General features: G+C 67.1%; 16 protein-coding genes and 1 riboswitch. Of the genes, 10 read left to right on the top strand and 6 right to left on the bottom strand.

The genetic code is table 11. From position 1 onward, the window contains the following. Nucleotides 1–41: 41 nt before the first annotated feature. The gene (locus N8888_RS02715; RefSeq protein WP_053518892.1) at nt 42–1,358 is read right to left on the bottom strand and encodes an NCS2 family permease; all 1,317 of its coding nucleotides are present in this window, start codon (nt 1,356–1,358) and stop codon (nt 42–44) included. Nucleotides 1,359–1,442: 84 nt separating this feature from the next. Continuing rightward, complete coding sequence (ettA, locus tag N8888_RS02720; protein ID WP_005415249.1) at nt 1,443–3,107, bottom strand: energy-dependent translational throttle protein EttA; 1,665 nt, start codon at nt 3,105–3,107, stop codon at nt 1,443–1,445. 251 nt (nt 3,108–3,358) lie between these two features. Between ettA and N8888_RS02725 the strand changes: the two genes are divergently transcribed. The 5 genes from N8888_RS02725 to ribD all read left to right on the top strand — a co-directional run bounded on the left by N8888_RS02725 (nt 3,359) and on the right by ribD (nt 7,696). Further along, nucleotides 3,359–3,838: an RcnB family protein gene (locus N8888_RS02725; protein ID WP_065175826.1), complete on the top strand. Its 480-nt coding sequence runs from the start codon at nt 3,359–3,361 to the stop codon at nt 3,836–3,838. Between the two features lie 146 nt (nt 3,839–3,984). Then, a complete protein-coding gene (gene glyA / locus N8888_RS02730) occupies nt 3,985–5,238 on the top strand; it encodes a serine hydroxymethyltransferase (protein WP_053518895.1) in 1,254 nt (417 codons plus the stop codon). 82 nt (nt 5,239–5,320) lie between these two features. Beyond that, nucleotides 5,321–5,755 (top strand): hypothetical protein, encoded by a 435-nt coding sequence (locus N8888_RS02735; RefSeq protein WP_065175824.1) that lies wholly within the window; start codon nt 5,321–5,323, stop codon nt 5,753–5,755. A gap of 214 nt (nt 5,756–5,969) precedes the next feature. After that, the gene (nrdR, locus tag N8888_RS02740) at nt 5,970–6,491 is read left to right on the top strand and encodes a transcriptional regulator NrdR (RefSeq protein WP_053518899.1); all 522 of its coding nucleotides are present in this window, start codon (nt 5,970–5,972) and stop codon (nt 6,489–6,491) included. A 119-nt stretch (nt 6,492–6,610) separates the two neighbouring features. Continuing rightward, entirely contained in the window at nt 6,611–7,696 is a 1,086-nt protein-coding gene (gene ribD, locus N8888_RS02745) for a bifunctional diaminohydroxyphosphoribosylaminopyrimidine deaminase/5-amino-6-(5-phosphoribosylamino)uracil reductase RibD (protein ID WP_263177318.1), read from the top strand. Nucleotides 7,697–7,729: 33 nt separating this feature from the next. On the opposite strand, the gene N8888_RS02750 is transcribed toward ribD, so the two are convergent. The 3 genes from N8888_RS02750 to N8888_RS02760 all read right to left on the bottom strand — a co-directional run bounded on the left by N8888_RS02750 (nt 7,730) and on the right by N8888_RS02760 (nt 10,834). After that, nucleotides 7,730–8,689 (bottom strand): hypothetical protein, encoded by a 960-nt coding sequence (locus N8888_RS02750; protein WP_263177320.1) that lies wholly within the window; start codon nt 8,687–8,689, stop codon nt 7,730–7,732. Between the two features lie 490 nt (nt 8,690–9,179). Further along, nucleotides 9,180–10,064 (bottom strand): hypothetical protein, encoded by an 885-nt coding sequence (locus N8888_RS02755; RefSeq protein WP_263177322.1) that lies wholly within the window; start codon nt 10,062–10,064, stop codon nt 9,180–9,182. A 146-nt stretch (nt 10,065–10,210) separates the two neighbouring features. Further along, nucleotides 10,211–10,834, bottom strand: coding sequence for a hypothetical protein (locus tag N8888_RS02760; RefSeq protein WP_053518907.1), 624 nt, complete (start codon nt 10,832–10,834; stop codon nt 10,211–10,213). Nucleotides 10,835–11,071: 237 nt separating this feature from the next. Beyond that, nucleotides 11,072–11,217: riboswitch (FMN riboswitch) on the top strand. A 74-nt stretch (nt 11,218–11,291) separates the two neighbouring features. Between N8888_RS02760 and N8888_RS02765 the strand changes: the two genes are divergently transcribed. The 5 genes from N8888_RS02765 to thiL all read left to right on the top strand — a co-directional run bounded on the left by N8888_RS02765 (nt 11,292) and on the right by thiL (nt 15,180). Beyond that, nucleotides 11,292–11,903 carry a riboflavin synthase gene (locus N8888_RS02765; RefSeq protein ID WP_111186317.1) on the top strand — a complete coding sequence of 204 codons (612 nt, stop codon included), beginning with the start codon at nt 11,292–11,294 and terminating at the stop codon, nt 11,901–11,903. Further along, on the top strand, nt 11,900–13,000 hold the full coding sequence (gene ribB / locus N8888_RS02770) for a 3,4-dihydroxy-2-butanone-4-phosphate synthase (RefSeq protein WP_053516472.1): 1,101 nt from the start codon (nt 11,900–11,902) through the stop codon (nt 12,998–13,000). The genes N8888_RS02765 and ribB overlap by 4 nt, the downstream gene beginning before the upstream one ends. 147 nt (nt 13,001–13,147) lie before the next feature. Continuing rightward, nucleotides 13,148–13,615, top strand: a complete 468-nt coding sequence (gene ribH, locus N8888_RS02775) for a 6,7-dimethyl-8-ribityllumazine synthase (protein WP_010481977.1) — start codon at nt 13,148–13,150, stop codon at nt 13,613–13,615. Further along, complete coding sequence (gene nusB / locus N8888_RS02780; RefSeq protein ID WP_053516471.1) at nt 13,612–14,091, top strand: transcription antitermination factor NusB; 480 nt, start codon at nt 13,612–13,614, stop codon at nt 14,089–14,091. Before ribH ends, nusB begins: the two co-directional genes overlap by 4 nt. Before the next feature lie 126 nt (nt 14,092–14,217). After that, nucleotides 14,218–15,180, top strand: coding sequence for a thiamine-phosphate kinase (gene thiL, locus N8888_RS02785; protein ID WP_164151686.1), 963 nt, complete (start codon nt 14,218–14,220; stop codon nt 15,178–15,180). A gap of 72 nt (nt 15,181–15,252) precedes the next feature. On the opposite strand, the gene N8888_RS02790 is transcribed toward thiL, so the two are convergent. After that, nucleotides 15,253–16,638 carry an FAD-binding oxidoreductase gene (locus N8888_RS02790; RefSeq protein WP_263177332.1) on the bottom strand — a complete coding sequence of 462 codons (1,386 nt, stop codon included), beginning with the start codon at nt 16,636–16,638 and terminating at the stop codon, nt 15,253–15,255. Nucleotides 16,639–16,722 lie beyond the last annotated feature (84 nt).

The following is a 16,722-nucleotide window of genomic DNA, read 5'->3' on the forward strand; positions in this document are numbered from 1 at the left end:
GTACACCACCAGCCCGCCGTGACAGCGGGCCCCTGCCCTGATTACTCCAGCGCGAAGCGCAGCACGAACAGCACGGCCACCAGCCACACCGCCGGATGCACCTCGCGCCAGCGGCCAGTGCCGGCCTTCAGCGCGGCGTAGGCGATGAAGCCGAAAGCCAGTCCATTGGCGATGGAGTAGGTGAACGGCATCGCCAGCGCGCACAGGGCCGCCGGCACCGATTCGGTGAGGTCGCTCCAGTCCACTTCCACCAGCTCGCGCAGCATCAACCCGGCAACGAACAGCAGGGCCGGTGCGGTGGCGTAGCTTGGCACCATCGAGGCCAGCGGCGAGAACAGCAGGGCGGCCAGGAACAGCGCGGCGACCACCAGGGCGGTGAGGCCGGTACGGCCGCCCACCTGCACGCCCGAGGCGCTTTCGGCGAATGCCGTGGTGCTGCTGGTGCCCAGCATGGAGCCGGCGACGATTGCCGTGCTGTCGGCCAGCAGTGCACGGCCGAAACGCTTCTGCGCACCCGGCAGCTTCAGCAGGCCGGCGCGGCCGACCACCCCGTACAGCGTGCCGGTGGCATCGAACACCTCCACCAGCACGAACACCAGCACCACCTGCAGCAGTACCGCGATGGGGGCACCGCCGTCGTGGTGCAGCAGGCCCGGCAGGTCCAGCTGCAGGAAGGTCGGCGCCAGGCTTGGCGGCAGGGACACCAGTCCCTGGTACTGCACGTCGCCCAGCGCCCAGCCGGCCCCAGTGACCGCCAGGATGCCGATCAGGATCGCACCACGGATGCGGCGCGCCTCCAGCACGGCGATCAGCAGGAAGCCGGCCAGTGCCAGCAGCGGTGGGGCGGTGTTGAGCGGGCCCAGCGCCACCAGCGTGTCCTCGTTGCCGATGATCACCCCGGACTTCTGCAGGGCGATGATGGCCAGGAACAGGCCGATGCCGGCGACGATGGCTGAGCGCAGTGACGAAGGAATGCCGGATACCAGCCAGGCACGCACGCCGGTCAGCGACAGCACCAGGAACACCAGGCCGGAGATGAACACTGCCGCCAGCGCCTGCTGCCAGGGCAGGCCGGCGGCGCCGACCACGGTGAAGGCAAAGAACGCGTTCAGGCCCATGCCCGGAGCCATGCCGACCGGGAAATTGGCTGCCAGCGCCATCACCGTGGAGCCCAGCGCGGCCGCCAGGCAGGTGGCGACGAATACCGCGCCCGCATCCATGCCGGTGGTGCCGAGGATTTCGGGGTTGACGAAGACGATGTAGGACATCGTCAGGAAGGTGGTGACACCGGCCAGCAGCTCGGTGCGCACGGTGGTGCCGTGCTGCTGCAGCTGGAACAGGCGTTCGAACAGGGACATGGGGCTTCTCGTGAAGGTGTCTCCCGGCAAGCGGGCGACCCACAGAAGGAGAAAGGCCGCGCGAGCGCGGCCTTTCCTGTTGCGTTACTTCAGTGCCTTGAAGCGCAGGCGCTTCGGCGCAGCGTCATCGCCCATGCGGCGCTTCTTGTCTTCCTCGTACTCGCGGTAGTTGCCCTGGAAGAACTCCACGTGCGAGTCGCCTTCGAAAGCGATGATGTGCGTGGCGATGCGGTCCAGGAACCAGCGGTCGTGCGAGATCACGAAGGTGTTGCCCGGGAACTCCAGCAGCGCGTCTTCCAGCGCACGCAGCGTTTCGATGTCCAGGTCGTTGGACGGTTCGTCGAGCAGCAGCACGTTGCCACCCTGCAGCAGGGTCTTGGCCATGTGCAGGCGGCCACGCTCACCACCGGACAGCGAGCCGACCATCTTCTGCTGGTCCTGGCCCTTGAAGTTGAAGCGTCCGATGTAGGCGCGCGACTGGATCTCGATGCCGTTGATGTTGAGGATGTCCAGGCCACCGGCGATTTCCTGGAAGACGTTGTGGTTGCCTTCCAGCTTGTCGCGGCTCTGGTCCACGTAGGACAGCTGCACGGTCGGGCCGATCACGATCTCGCCCGAATCCGGCTTCTCCTGGCCGGTGATCATCTTGAACAGCGTCGACTTGCCGGCGCCGTTCGGGCCGATGATGCCGACGATCGCGCCCGGCGGAATCAGCATCGACAGGTTGTCGATCAGCAGGCGGTCGCCGAACTTCTTGGACACGTTCTTGAACTCCATCACCATGTTGCCCAGGCGCTCGCCCGGCGGGATGAAGATTTCGTTGGTCTCGTTGCGCTTCTGGTAATCCTGCGACTGCAGCTCTTCCAGGCGGGCCAGACGGGCCTTGCCCTTGGAACGGCCGCCCTTGGCGTTCTGGCGCGACCACTCCAGTTCCTTCTGGATCGCCTTCTGGCGGGCCTTTTCCTGGTTTTCTTCCTGCTTCAGGCGCTCATCCTTCTGCACCAGCCATTCGGTGTAGTTGCCCTTCCACGGAATGCCGCGGCCGCGGTCCAGTTCCAGGATCCACTCGGCGGCGTTGTCCAGGAAGTAGCGATCGTGGGTAACGGCCACCACGGTGCCGGTGTAGCGCGCCAGGAACTGTTCCAGCCATTCCACCGACTCGGCGTCGAGGTGGTTGGTCGGTTCGTCCAGCAGCAGCATGTCCGGCTTCTGCAGCAGCAGGCGGCACAGCGCGACGCGGCGCTTTTCACCGCCGGACAGGTTGGCGATCTTGGCATCCCACGGCGGCAGGCGCAGCGCATCGGCAGCCACGTCCAGCTGGTTTTCCAGGGTGTGCGCGTCGCCGGCGGCCAGGATCGCCTCCAGGCGCTCCTGTTCCTTGGCCAGGGCGTCGAAGTCGGCGCCTTCCTCGGCGTAGGCGGCGTACACCGCCTCCAGCGCAGCCTGGGCCTGCAGCACTTCGCCCACGCCTTCCTCGACCGACTCGCGCACGGTCTTGTTCGGGTCCAGTTCCGGTTCCTGCGCCAGGTAGCCGACCTTGATGCCCGGCTGCGGGCGTGCCTCGCCCTCGAAGTCGGTATCCACGCCGGCCATGATCTTCAGCACGGTCGACTTGCCGGCGCCGTTCAGGCCCAGCAGGCCGATCTTCGCGCCCGGGAAGAAGGACAGCGAGATGTCCTTGATGATCTGCCGCTTGGGCGGGACCACCTTGGACACGCGGTTCATGGTGTAGATGTATTGCGAGGACATGAGGTCTCCGTAGGCGCGACCCTGCGCCCGACCGTCACGGGAGGTTTCCCGGTGCGGCAGCGGGCACAGACTTGAATGGAATACCGCCAATTATAGCCGGAACCGGTTACCCGCCGCGCCACGGGGAGCCGGCCGGGCTGGCCGCGGCCTGAATCGCCGTCACAGTCCTGAAGCGGGAAGCGTTTCCAGCCGGAAACGGTTCAGATCCGGTGCGCAATATGGGGTCACCACCACCCAAGCAGAGGTCTGACATGCGCATCAATCGAGTAATGGCCGGAGCCGTGGCCTCTGTGCTGGCGCTCGGCGCGGTTGCCCCGGCATTTGCCGACGACGACCACCGCGGCCGCGGTCACGACCGCCGCGAGTGGCGGGAGGATCGTCGCGAGTGGCGACAGGACCGTCGTGACTGGGAGCGCGACCGCCGTGAGGCCCGGCGCGATTACCGGCAGGACCGCCGCGAGTGGCACCGTGACCATGACCGCTACTACCGCCCGGCACCGCCGCCGCGTGTGGTCTACCGCCCTGCCTACGGCCCCGGCTATGGCTGGAAGGTGGGGCACCGCTACCGCGACTACTATCGCGGCCCGATCTACGTGGTGAACGACTATCCGCGCTACCACCTGCGCCGTCCGCCGCATGGCCACCACTGGATCCGCGATGACCGCGGCAACATGCTGCTGGTGGCCATCGCCACCGGCGTGATCGCCCAGTACGTGCTCAGCAGCCGCTGAGGACCCCGCAACATCACTCGGAACCATACGGGGCCGGATTCCTTCGAGGGATCCGGCCCCGTCCGTTTCGGCCCCAGCCGGCCGGTGCGGGGCTACAATCAGGGGCTGAGCCGTACACCCCCTTTCCCTGCCTGCTGGAGTACCCGATGTTCCCGCGTGACGTCCGCATCGAATCCTACGATCCCGAACTGGCCAAGGCCATCGCCGCTGAGACCCAGCGCCAGGAAGACCATGTCGAGCTGATCGCCAGCGAGAACTACACCAGCCCGGCAGTGATGGAAGCGCAGGGCAGCCAGCTGACCAACAAGTACGCCGAAGGCTATCCGGGCAAGCGCTACTACGGTGGTTGCGAATACGTGGACATCGCCGAGCAGCTGGCGATCGACCGCCTCAAGCAGCTGTTCGGCGCCGACTATGCGAACGTGCAGCCACACAGCGGCTCGCAGGCCAACCAGGCCGTGTACTTCGCGCTGCTGCAGCCGGGCGACACCATCCTCGGCATGAGCCTGGCCCACGGCGGCCACCTCACCCATGGCGCCAAGGTGAACGCCTCGGGCAAGCTGTTCAACGCCGTGCAGTACGGCGTGAACGACCAGGGCCTGATCGACTACGACGAAGTCGAGCGCCTGGCCCTGGAGCACAAGCCGAAGATGGTCGTGGCTGGCTTCTCGGCCTACTCGCAGGTGATCGACTGGGCACGCTTCCGCGCCATCGCCGACAAGGTCGGCGCCTACCTGTTCGTCGACATGGCCCACGTCGCCGGTCTGGTCGCCGCCGGCGTCTATCCGAGCCCGCTGGACCATGCCCACGTCGTCACCTCCACCACCCACAAGACCCTGCGCGGCCCGCGCGGCGGCATCATCGTCGCCAAGGGTGCCGATGAGGACCTGGTCAAGAAGCTGCAGTCGATCGTGTTCCCGGGTATCCAGGGCGGTCCGCTGATGCATGTCATCGCCGGCAAGGCGGTGGCCTTCAAGGAAGCGCTGGAACCGGCCTTCAAGACCTATCAGCAGCAGGTGGTGAAGAACGCCCAGGCGATGGCCAACACGCTCATCGCGCGCGGCTACAAGATCGTCTCCGGCGGCACCCAGAACCACCTGATGCTGGTGGACATGATCGGCAAGGACGTGTCCGGCAAGGACGCGGAAGCGGCACTGGGCAAGGCGCACATCACCGTCAACAAGAACTCGGTGCCGAACGACCCGCGTTCGCCGTTCGTGACCTCGGGCCTGCGCCTGGGTACGCCGGCGGTGACCACCCGTGGCTACACCGAGCAGGACTGCGTGGATCTGGCCAACTGGATCGCCGATGTCCTCGATGCGCCGAACGATGACGCCGTGATCGCCCGCGTGCGCGATGCCGTCAGCGCGCAGTGCCGCAAGTACCCGGTCTACGGTTGATCGGGTAATGGGGTCGGATCCCGTCCCGCAGGGGAAGGGCTCTGACCCCGGCCCAGGGAGAGCAACGCACATGGATGAGCGTATGGATGAACGTCTGCACAAGCGCCTGCACCTCGTGCAGGCCCTGCTGTTCGGGCTGCCAGGCGTGCTGCTGGGAGGCACCGTGGCCTTGGTGGGCGTGTACTCCGGCCTGACGCAGGAAACCCGCCTGCCGAGCCGGCTGCTGCTGGTGTGCTGGGGCACCGCCGGGGCGCTGGGCATTGTTGCCTGGTTGTACATCGGCGCCGGTTTCCTCCTGCAGGGCCGGTCTGGCCTGCAGGCAGTGGGCCGGGTGTGGTGGGCGTTGCTGGCGCTGGGCGCGCTGGCAGCAGTGCCCGCCGTCGTGCTGGGGCTGGTGGTCGGCCTGACCGAACGCATGGACGGCTTCAGCCTGTTGCTGTTCGGCCCGCCGCTGTTGCTGCCCGCGGCGCATCTGGCCTGGCTGCGCTGGCGGCCTGCTCACCTTCCGGGCGCCTGACTTTCCAGGCAAGTCGCATGGTGGTGTAGGGATGGCATGTCCAGCCTCACGCATCAGGGTGTTTCTGAGTATCTGGGTGCATCTGGGACGGCTGCAGGGTTGCCCTTGACGAGGGGCCGTACAGCACATGGAATTTGCCGGAAAGCCCCTTCTCAGGTACCTTTGCGACGCCGCCATGACCATGGCGTAGGTTGCCCCCTGAGCCAGGCGTTCCATGTATTGCCCCTTCTGCCAACATGCCGATACCCGGGTCATCGACTCGCGCGTCTCTGAAGACGGCGCGACGATCCGCCGTCGGCGTGAGTGCGAGGCCTGCAACGAGCGCTTCAGCACCCTGGAAACCGTCGAACTGAAGCTGCCGGCCATCGTCAAGAGCGATGGCACCCGCGAGGCCTTCGACCAGCGCAAGGTACGCGCCGGCTTCGATCGCGCGCTGCAGAAGCGTGCCGTGCCGGAAGACAAGATCGAAGCGGCGGTGCGTGCGGTGGTCCATCAGTTGCGCCTCAGTGGCGAGCGTGAAGTGCCTTCGATCAAGGTGGGCGAGTTCGTGATGAACGAGCTGCGCAAGCTCGATCACGTGGGGTACGTGCGATTCGCCTCGGTCTACCGCAGCTTCGAGGATGTGGCCGATTTCCGCGAGGAAATCGAAAAACTCGAACGCGAGCTGCCGGCCAGCACCGAACAGCTGCAGCTGCTGGGCGATGTGATCGCCCTGGCCAAGAAGAAGAAAGGCTGACCGCCTCTGCGGCGGCCTGTGCCAACCCTGGTTGGCACTGATGGCGCATCCACGGGTGGGTGCCAACCTTGGTTGGCACCGATGGCATGGATCAACACCGGCAGCGTTACCATGGCCAGATGACCACCCCATTCTCCGTCCTCGACCATCTGCACATGGCCAGCGCGCTGCGCCTGGCCGAGCGCGCCGCCTACACCACCCGCCCCAATCCGATGGTCGGCTGCGTGATCGCCCATGGTGAACGTGTGGTCGGGCAGGGCTGGCACCAGCGTGCCGGTGGCCCGCATGCCGAAGTGTTCGCGTTGCGCGAGGCCGGTGGTGAGGCGCGCGGTGCCACTGCCTACGTCACCCTTGAGCCCTGCGCGCATTACGGGCGCACACCACCGTGCGCACTGGCACTGATCGAGGCCGGTGTATCGCGTGTGGTCGCTGCGCTGCGTGATCCCTTCCCGCAGGTCGATGGCGGCGGATTCGACCTGCTGCGCGGCGCCGGCATCGAGGTCGCCGAAGGGCTGATGGCGGCGCAGGCACGCGAGCTCAACAAGGGCTTTCTGTCACGCGTGGAGCGCAATCGCCCGTGGCTGCGGGTGAAGCTGGCCGCCAGCCTGGACGGGCGTACGGCGATGGCCGACGGCGCGTCCAAATGGATCACCGGAGCAGCGGCGCGCGAAGACGTGCAGCACTGGCGTGCACGCGCCGGCGCGATCCTGACCGGTGCCGACACCGTCCTGGCTGATGATCCGATGCTGACCGTGCGCCTGCGGGACGTCGACGTGATGCCGCCGCTGCGCGTCGTGCTCGATTCGCGCCTGCGTTCCCTGCAGTGCAGCCGCGTGCGCGAGGGTGGGGCACCGACGCTGTACCTGCATGATGCGGCGGTCAGTGCACCCGATGCAGCCGATGCCGAATTCGCCAGCGTGCCCAGTGCCGACGGCCGTCTCGATCTTGGCGCGATGCTGACCCTGCTGGCCGGGCGCGGCATCAACGAAGTGCATACCGAAGCCGGCGCTACGCTGGCCGGTGCGCTGCTGCGCGGCGGTTGGGTGGATGAGCTGCTGCTGTACCAGGCGCCCACCCTGATGGGGGAACGCGCCCGCCCGCTGCTGGCCGGACTGGGCATCGAGGCGATGCAGCAGCAACGCCGGCTGCGCGTGGTCGAGCAATGCCAGGTGGGTGAGGACCTGCGCCTGCTGCTGCGCACATGATGCAGTGACAGACGCCGTCCTCGGTCTGCACTGTCATTCGTGGAATCGGACCGAGGCGGCGATGGCATCAATCGCCTCTTCCACGTCCTGCGTGCTCTCCGCCGGCAGAATCGCGGCCAGACGGACAAACCGCTCACCTGGCCAGAGTGCAAGGTAGTGGCGGTAGTGACGCCCGTCGGGTGTGAGTCCATCAACGCGGTGTCCCTCGATGCCGCCGAACGGCACGTCGCTCCTCGAGGCAACGGTTCCTCCCTGGATGCGGACAGTTCCAGCAATCAACTGATCGGATACCTCCGCCAGATCGTCCGAATCAAACGGCAGAGAAAGCTGGGAGGCGACGACCACCAGAGGTTGGCGACCCTCGGGATCCGTATCCAGTTCACCGGCCGTAAGGATTACGGCCGAGTTTGCATGGGTGTCGATCAGCCGGAAGGGTGGCTCGGGTCTGACGCTGAAGGGCATGGCGGCGACTTTCTGCTCAAGCGTGGCCTGTGCCCCAAGGGTCACCGAGGCCAGAGCACGCATTGCCTGCTTGTGCGTCAGCCCATGTTCGCGCGGGGCTTGGATCGTGATCATGACCGTTGGAGAGCCGCTGAACAGCGCAACCCACTTGTCGAAGGTGTAACCGTGGGCGATCTGGCTGCCAATGACCACCGGAATCGTCCGCCCCTCGCTGGTGACCGATTCCAGACGGTCGACCCGGACGCCCTGGCTGGCAAAGCGGTTGCGCGCGGTTGCCTCGTCTACAAACAGTCCGCTGACGGCGGCACGGGCATCGGCGGGCAGTTCGGCGACCAGGATGCTGGCGCGACCATCTCCGCTGGCGAAGCCGGAGAAATGGGGTGCTGGCGCGAATCCCGGAGGTGGCACGAGGCTGACGACCGAGCCGGGTATGGCCATCGGGGTCTGAGCGCCCTGCGCGCAGCCGATCAGCAGCAGGGAGGGCAGCAGCCGCAGCGCGGCGCGAGCAAGGGGTCTGAGCGAAGCGAACATCTGTATTTCCAACATGATAGAGAGAAGAGATACGTGGTGACTCGTGCCGGCTCTGCCAGCAGACACCGATGGCTCTCGGTGTGCCTTGTGAGCAGTGCTGCGTCCACGGCTCGGCATCGGCGCGTCGCTGGACGGCCTGCTCATGAGCGTTGTTCAGGCGTAACACACGCCGGGAGAATTCGTCATCGCGGGCCAGCGAGCATGGAACGCGCTGGCGAACGACGCGCGTGCACCGTCCACCCCCAAGCTTCACGCGGCGGGCGTTACCTGTCCATGCAACAGTTCCGAAAGTCGGACTTCGGCGGTCACTGACACTGACAGCTGGAGCACGGTGCGCGCATTGCACGCGCCTGGAGAACCGGGCAAAAGCCCTGCACGACGGCGAGCGCCACCCGCATCGCCAGGTGTTCGGCAACATCCGGACGACGATGAGGAAGGTTGACGGCAGCGCAGTGTCGCCGGGTATGGCCCAGCGCTACCACTTAGCGGCTCAGGTGCATTCGTCGGTCCACATCATCTCGGCCAGCGGGCGCAGTGCCTTGCACTCCTGCGTCATCTCCTCGACCGACTGCACCTGCGCTTTGGCCTTCAGCTCTTCGGCCATCGCGTCCACGCCGCTGATCTGGTCGGGCGCGATCTTCGCCACGCAGCTGCGGTGCTGCTGCAGCAGCAGGTCGCAGCCGGGTATGCCGGTCACTTTCGGCGCGTTGGCCGCCTGCGCGTCCTGCATCCAGTCCTCGAACGGAGCCAGCGCACCGGCCACGGTGCCCACCAGATCATCGAAGTTGCCGCTGTACCAGTAGCCGTTGTCCTTGGCCGGGTAGAGGGTGAAGGTGCCGCTGACCGGCACGCGTGCACCACTCTGCAGCGCCTGGGTGTAGGCGTCGGTGAACTGCTTGCGCGAGGCCGGGCTGGCATGGTCGGCCAGGCTGGCGGCGAACAGCGGGCGGACCTTGCCCAGGTCGGGCACCTGGCAGGTGTAGGTGATCCGCGCCAGCTTCTGGTCTTCAACGTATTCGTTGTCTTCGATCACGCTCTGGGTTGCGCGGCACTTCGAATCACGCAGCGCCTTGGCGTACAGCGCTTCGGTGGCCGCAGCGTCGATCGAAGCGCCGGTGCTGGCCAGTACCGTCTGCCAGGGTTCGGCCAATGCCTTGGCCAGCGCGCCCGGGTTTGGGGTCACGGCGTCCTGGCCCTCGAACGCCGGCTTCAGCGCGTCGTTGAGCGTGCGCGTGGCGGTCGCGTCGTCTTCCAGCAGTACGCGGGAATAGAGATCGAACGTCTGTTCGGGGCTCAGCTGCGTCGAGGCGGCGCTGGCGAACAGGGGAGCGCACAACAGTGCAGTGGCCAGCAGGGAGCGCAGGGGGGTCTTCATGACAGTGATTCCGGGTCCAGAGGCGGGCAAGCCTAGCGCATCTGCCCACGCTTTCGATGGTGCGATGCAGCCAGGTAACGGTGTGCAGCGGAAAAAAAACGGGCCCCTTGCGGGGCCCGTTCGATCGCACGACGAGGATCGGGCAATCAGAAGCTGGCGCGGACGCCGGCCGAGAACTGGGTGACATCGCGCTGGCCGGAGACTTCTCCCACCAGGCCCCAGGTCGGGGTGAAATTGATCTGGCCACCGACGGTGCCGACCCAGGTGCCCTTGAAGTCGTTGCCGCCATCCATGTAGCCGGCCTTGGCCCACGCTTCGGTCTTCGGCGAAGGCTTGCCACGCACGCCCATGGTGGCGCGGGCCAGGTTGGTGTGATCCTTCAGGTGTTCGCGGCCGAACAGATCCGATTTCACGGTCAGCTCGGCGTTCTGGCGCACCCAGGCGATGTCGGCGGTGTAGTCCAGGCGGTCCGTCCACGGCATGTGGTAGCCGATGCCCAGCTCAGGCTGGTCCAGTTCGAACTTGGCCGACGCACCGGTGAAGTGGTAGCTCTTGCTGGTACGCGACCAGCTGCCGAACACGTGCACCTGCTCGGCCAGCGCGAACGAACCGCGCACGTAGCCGCCGTCAAGCTTCGGGTCGTTGAAATCGCTGTCGTCGGTCTTGACCTGGGTCCAGCCACCTTCGACGTAGGTGTAGCTCAGCCCTTCGGCGGCCGAGGCCAGCGGAGCGACGGCCAGCAGGCTGGCGATGATCAGGAGCTTGCGCATGGGAATTCCTGTGAATTGCAGTCCATTGGCGGGCGCGCCGGAGGCGCAGCCCGTGGCGACCTCATGTCGTCCGCGGCGAATTTTAATGAAAGTTTTACAAAATGCGAGAGACAGCCGTCACAGGCTGGGCAGGCTTGGGGTCAGATCCGTTTCCCGCCGGGAAACGGCTTCGGCCCCGGGTGTCCCACCCCGTTCAGCCCGGGCTGGTACACTGTCCACGCCGGTTCGCCGGTATACAAACGTCTTCAGGGCGGGGTGCAACTCCCCACCGGCGGTAGGTGCGCAAGCACGAGCCCGCGAGCGCCCCGGCCCACGGCCGGGGGTCAGCAGATCCGGTTCAATGCCGGAGCCGACGGTCATAGTCCGGATGAAAGAAGACGGTGCCACAGGGCTCATGCCCTGCGCGTGCCTGTTTGCCTTGCGGCGTTTTTCGCTCACATCCTGCGGAGAACGTTACTTGTTTACTGGAATCATCGAAGGCGTCGGCCGTCTGGCCGCACGCGAGTCCATCGGCGGCGATGTCCGCTTCACCTTCAATGTCGGCAACCTGCCGTTCGACCACGTGCAGATGGGCGAAAGCATCGCCATCAACGGTGTCTGCCTGACGGTCATCGCATTCGACGCCAACAGCTTCCAGGCCGATGCCTCCACCGAGACGCTGGGCCTGACCACGCTGGGCCAACTCGAGCAGGGCGCGGTCATCAACCTCGAGCGTGCCATGCGCCCGACCGATCGTCTGGGTGGGCATCTGGTCAGCGGCCACGTTGATGGCCTGGGCCAGGTGCTGTCCATCCACGATGACGCGCGCGCCCAGCGCTGGCGCTTCGCCGCGCCGGCCTCGCTGCTGCGCTACATCGCCAAGAAAGGCTCGATCTGCGTGGACGGCGTCAGCCTCACCGTCAACGAAGTGGACGAGGAAGGCTTCGAGGTCGCGCTGATCCCGCATACCGTGGCCAACACCGCCTTCTCCGCCTCCGGCGTGGGCAGTGCGGTGAACCTGGAAATCGACCTGGTCGCCCGTTATGTCGAACGTCTTGTTGGCGGGCACCTGCAGGGAGGCGCAGCATGAACTTCGCGCCGATCCCCGAGATCCTGGAAGACATCCGCCAGGGCCGCATGGTCGTCATCGTCGATGACGAGGACCGCGAGAACGAAGGCGACCTGATCATGGCTGCCGAGCTGGTCAAGGCCAGCGACATCAACTTCATGGTTACCCATGGCCGTGGCCTGGTGTGCCTGCCGTTGACCCGCACCCGCGCCGCCGACCTGGGCCTGGCGCCGATGGTGCAGGCCAACACCGCGCAGTTCCAGACCAATTTCACCGTCAGCATCGAAGCGGCTGAGGGCGTGACCACCGGCATCTCCGCCCATGACCGCGCGCATACCATCCGCACCGCGGTGAAGCCCAACGCGCGGCCGTCGGACCTGCACCAGCCCGGCCACATCTTCCCGCTGATCGCCCAGCCGGGCGGCGTGCTGACCCGCGCCGGCCACACCGAGGCGGGCGTGGACCTGGCCATGCTGGCTGGGCTGGAACCGGCCGGCGTGCTGGTGGAGATCCTCAACCCGGACGGCAGCATGGCGCGTCGCCCGGAGCTGGAAGTGTTCGCCCGCGAGCACGGCCTGAAGATGGGCTCCATCGCCGACCTGATCGCCTACCGCCTGGCCACCGAGAAGACGGTCGAGCGCGTTGATGAGCGCGACATCGATACCGAGTTCGGCCCGTTCAGGCTGGTGACCTACCGCGACCGCATCGCCCACGACCTGCACTTCGCCCTGGTCCGCGGCACTCCCGACGCTGGCACGCCTACGCTGGTGCGCGTGCAGGTGGAGAATCCGCTGGCCGACCTGCTGCACTGGCGTCGTGACGATTTCGGCGTGGCCGCCACCGACGCGCTGCGTGCGATCGCCGCCGAAGGTGCCGGCGTGATGGTGGTGCTGTCGGCGCCGCGCGATGGCGAGGCGCTGCTCGCGCGCCTGCGCCAGCAGCCCGCACCGGTGGTGCCGGGCAAGGACAAGGATGTGGGCCAGTGGCGCCGCAATGGCGCCGGTGCGCAGATCCTGTCCGATCTGGGTCTGGGCAAGCTGCGCGTGCTGGGCACGCCGCGCCGGCAGATCGGCCTGGCCGGCTATGGCCTGGAAGTGGTGGAGACGGTGGCCCTGTAACGGTCGCCCCGTGGGGTCGGAGCCCGCGGTGCGGGATCCGACCCCGGTAGCGCCGGGCCATGCCCGGCGGATGCCAGGCCCCCGCCAACCACGGCCGGGGCCCATCCACGCTAGAATTACCCCTTAATCGAGTCCCCCAAGCCGCATATGAGCCACTACGAAGGCGATCTTCGCACTCCCGAGTCGGCGCGCTTTGCCATCCTGGCCAGCCGCTGGAACGCCCGCATCACCGATACGCTGGTGGCCGGCGCGCGCCAGAGCCTGGCCGGCAACGGCATCACCGAAGCCAACATCGACGTGATCCGGGTGCCGGGCGCCTGGGAACTGCCGCTGGTCGCCGCACGCCTGGCCGCCGCCCATGAACACGCCGCCATCCTCACCCTCGGCTGTGTGATCCGCGGCGACACCCGTCATTACGAACACGTGGCCGACCGCTGCGCCGAAGGCCTGATGCGCGTGCAGCTGGATTTCGGCGTGCCGGTACTGAACGGCGTGCTGGCGGTGGAACGCGTGGAAGATGCCGAGGCCCGCGCCGGCGGCAGCCACGGCAACAAGGGCGAGGAAGTCGCACTCGCCGCATTGGAAATGGTCAATCTTCTGGAGCAGCTGCCATGAACAAGAACACCCAGGGCAAGCCCTCCGGTAAACCCGTCCGCCGCGATGGCATTGATCCGGTGCTGCGCTCGCGCGCGCGCCGTCGTGCCGTGCAGGCCGTCTACGCGTGGCAGATCTCCGGCGGCAACGCACAGTCGCTGATCGCCCAGTTCGCGCATGAGCAGGCCCGCGAGATCGCCGATCTGGCGTACTTCGAGGCGCTGATGCACGGCGTGCTCGACAACCGCACCGACATCGACGAAGCGCTGGGCCCGTATCTGGACCGTGGCATCGAGGAAGTCGATGCCATCGAACGCGCGGTGCTGCGCCTGGCCGCGTACGAGCTGCGCTACCGCCTGGACGTGCCGTACCGCGTGGTGATCAACGAGGCCATCGAATCGGCCAAGCGCTTCGGCTCCGAACACGGCCACACCTACGTCAACGGTGTGCTGGACCGCGCCGCCGTGGAATGGCGCAAGGTCGAATCGGGCCACTGACCCGATCGCTGTAGAGCCGTGCCCTGCCTGGCTTGCCGCGCAGGGCAGGGCTGCGTCCGGTAGTGTGGCGCGTGATCGAACTGCAGCCGCGCATGGCCCGGCTGCTACATAAGAGCAGAACGCCCCATGTCCCTGGCCGAATTCGCCCTCATCGACCGTATCCGCGCCCGCACCGCCGAGCGCGATGACGTGCTGCTCGGCATCGGTGACGATGCCGCGCTGCTGCAGCCGCGCGCGAATGAACAGCTGGTGGTGACCGCCGATACACTCAACAGTGGCGTGCACTTCCCGGTGGAGACGCCGGCCTTCGATATCGGCTGGAAGACGCTGGCGGTCAATCTTTCCGATCTTGCGTCGATGGGCGCGCGACCGGCCTGGTGCACCCTGGCGCTGTCATTGCCGGAAACGTCCGAAGACTGGATCGAGGCATTCGCCGATGGCTTCTTCGCATTGGCCGACCAGCATGACGTCGCGCTGATCGGGGGTGACACCACGCGCGGACCGCTGTCGTTGTCTGTCACCGCAATGGGCCAGGTGGGCCGTGGTCAGGCCCTGCGCCGCGACCGTGCACAGGCCGGCGATGACATATGGGTCAGTGGCACGCTGGGGGATGCGGCAGGTGCGCTGCGCCTGTGGCAACAGGGGGCGCTGAACGTGGCCACGGCCACGTTGCTGGCCGATTACGAACGCCTGCGCGTGCGCCTGCTGCGGCCGACGCCGCGTGTCACCCTCGGCCTGCGCCTGCGTGCCTTCGCGCATGCGGCAGTGGATGTGTCCGACGGACTGCTGGCCGATCTGGGCCACATCGCCCGCCGCAGTGACGTGGCAGCGCATGTCGATACCGATGCGTTGCCGATCTCGCACGCGCTGCGTGAGCTGCTCGGCCGCGATGGCGCGCGCGACTGTGCATTGCGTGGCGGAGACGACTACGAGCTGTGCTTCACCGCGGCCGCCGATCAGCGCGACGCACTGCATTACCTCGCCGAATCGCTGGACCTGCCGCTCACCCGCATTGGCCGCATCGCCGAAGGGCAGGGCGTGCACGTGGATGGCGAAGTGGCCGACGGTGGTTATCAGCACTTCGCCTGACGAATGAGAACGCCGGGCATGGCCCGGCGCTACCGTCCTGACACGGACGGCGTTCATGCACAGGGCGGCGCCTCATGCAGGAGGCAGCACCTTGCCCGGGTTGAGGATGCCATCCGGGTCCAGCGTGGCCTTGATCGCGCGCATGGTCGCCAGCGTGGCGGGAGTGAACGCCTGCGCCATGAAATCGCGCTTGGCCAGGCCAATGCCATGTTCACCGGACAGTGTGCCGCCCAGCGCCAGCGTCAGCGCGAAGATCTTCGGCAGCGCCGCATGCGCTCGCGCGCTCTCATCGGCATCGTCCGGGTGGTACAGGATGTTGACATGCAGGTTGCCGTTGCCGGCATGGCCGAAGGTGACGATGGTCAGGCTGTACTCGCCTGCCAGCGCCTGTACCCCGGCAACCAGGTCGGGAATGCGCGATACCGGCACCACCACGTCTTCGTTGATCTTGCCGGGTGCAACGCTGCGCAGCGCGGGCGACAGTGCCTTGCGCGCCGCCCACAGCTGGTCGCGTGCGCGGCCCTCCATCGCTACGTCCAGTTCCATCATGCCGTCGCCTTCGGCAGCGCTGGCCAGCGCCTGCAGCAGGTAGGGCAGGGTGTCGTGGTCGCCATCGGCCTCGACCAGCAGCATCGCGCCGGCCTCCGGTACGTCGGCGCCATTGAGGCGCAGCAGCTCCAGGCTGCGCGCGTCCATGAACTCCAGGCGGGTCGGTACCACTGGCTGCGACATCAGCCGCGATACCGCGGCGGCGGCGGCATCGGCATCGCGGTACAGCACGCGCAGTCCGGCCTGCGCGACCGGCAGCGGCGTCAGCTTCAAGGTAGCTTCCACGATCAGCGCCAGGGTGCCCTCGCTACCCACCAGCAGGTGGGTCAGGTCGTAGCCGGTGGCATCCTTGGTATAGGCACCACCGCAGCGGATCACCTCGCCGGTGCCGGTGACCGCGACCAGCCCCAGTACGTTGTCTCGGCTGGTGCCGTACTTCACCGCGCGTGGGCCACCGGCATTGCAGGCGAGATTGCCGCCGACGCTGCAGATCTCCGCGCTGGACGGGTCCGGCGCCCAGAACAGCCCATGCGGTGTCAGCGCCTGCTGCAGGGCGCCGTTGAGCACGCCAGGCTGCACCACCGCGCAGCGATCACCGGCACGGATCTCGACGATGCGATCCATGCGGGTGAACGACAGCACGATGCTGCCCGGCAGGGGCACCGCCGCCCCGGTGGTGCCGGTGCCCGCGCCACGCGCGACCAGGGCCACGCCGTGCACGCGGCAGGCGCGGACCAGCGCCTGCACCTGTTCGGTGTCGGCCGGCAGCGCGACGGCGGCGGGGCGTTGCCGGCGCCATGAGTTGTCCTGCGCATTCGCCTCCAGCGCGGTGTCATCCATGCGCCAGCCCTCCGTGCCCAGCAGGGCGGACAGTTCGGCAACCAGGGCAGCGGGCAGGGCAGGGCTCATGTTGGATCTCGTGGAACAACCGGTACGGAGTGGATGGCCTTACAGGCGGCTTCTGCGCCGGGCATCGGCACGGCAGCGTGGGTG

This window comes from Stenotrophomonas maltophilia, from assembly GCF_025642255.1.
In the GTDB taxonomy this organism is placed as follows: Bacteria; Pseudomonadota; Gammaproteobacteria; order Xanthomonadales; family Xanthomonadaceae; genus Stenotrophomonas; species Stenotrophomonas maltophilia_P.

Bases quoted from the DNA above. Each gene is read 5' to 3' on its own strand.
- N8888_RS02715 (WP_053518892.1), bottom strand. From the start codon at position 1,358: ATGTCCCTGTTCGAACGCCTGTTCCAGCTGCAGCAGCACGGCACCACC.
- ettA (WP_005415249.1), bottom strand. From the start codon at position 3,107: ATGTCCTCGCAATACATCTACACCATGAACCGCGTGTCCAAGGTGGTC.
- N8888_RS02725 (WP_065175826.1), top strand. From the start codon at position 3,359: ATGCGCATCAATCGAGTAATGGCCGGAGCCGTGGCCTCTGTGCTGGCG.
- glyA (WP_053518895.1), top strand. From the start codon at position 3,985: ATGTTCCCGCGTGACGTCCGCATCGAATCCTACGATCCCGAACTGGCC.
- N8888_RS02735 (WP_065175824.1), top strand. From the start codon at position 5,321: ATGGATGAACGTCTGCACAAGCGCCTGCACCTCGTGCAGGCCCTGCTG.
- nrdR (WP_053518899.1), top strand. From the start codon at position 5,970: ATGTATTGCCCCTTCTGCCAACATGCCGATACCCGGGTCATCGACTCG.
- ribD (WP_263177318.1), top strand. From the start codon at position 6,611: ATGACCACCCCATTCTCCGTCCTCGACCATCTGCACATGGCCAGCGCG.
- N8888_RS02750 (WP_263177320.1), bottom strand. From the start codon at position 8,689: ATGTTCGCTTCGCTCAGACCCCTTGCTCGCGCCGCGCTGCGGCTGCTG.
- N8888_RS02755 (WP_263177322.1), bottom strand. From the start codon at position 10,064: ATGAAGACCCCCCTGCGCTCCCTGCTGGCCACTGCACTGTTGTGCGCT.
- N8888_RS02760 (WP_053518907.1), bottom strand. From the start codon at position 10,834: ATGCGCAAGCTCCTGATCATCGCCAGCCTGCTGGCCGTCGCTCCGCTG.
- ribB (WP_053516472.1), top strand. From the start codon at position 11,900: ATGAACTTCGCGCCGATCCCCGAGATCCTGGAAGACATCCGCCAGGGC.
- ribH (WP_010481977.1), top strand. From the start codon at position 13,148: ATGAGCCACTACGAAGGCGATCTTCGCACTCCCGAGTCGGCGCGCTTT.
- nusB (WP_053516471.1), top strand. From the start codon at position 13,612: ATGAACAAGAACACCCAGGGCAAGCCCTCCGGTAAACCCGTCCGCCGC.
- thiL (WP_164151686.1), top strand. From the start codon at position 14,218: ATGTCCCTGGCCGAATTCGCCCTCATCGACCGTATCCGCGCCCGCACC.
- N8888_RS02790 (WP_263177332.1), bottom strand. From the start codon at position 16,638: ATGAGCCCTGCCCTGCCCGCTGCCCTGGTTGCCGAACTGTCCGCCCTG.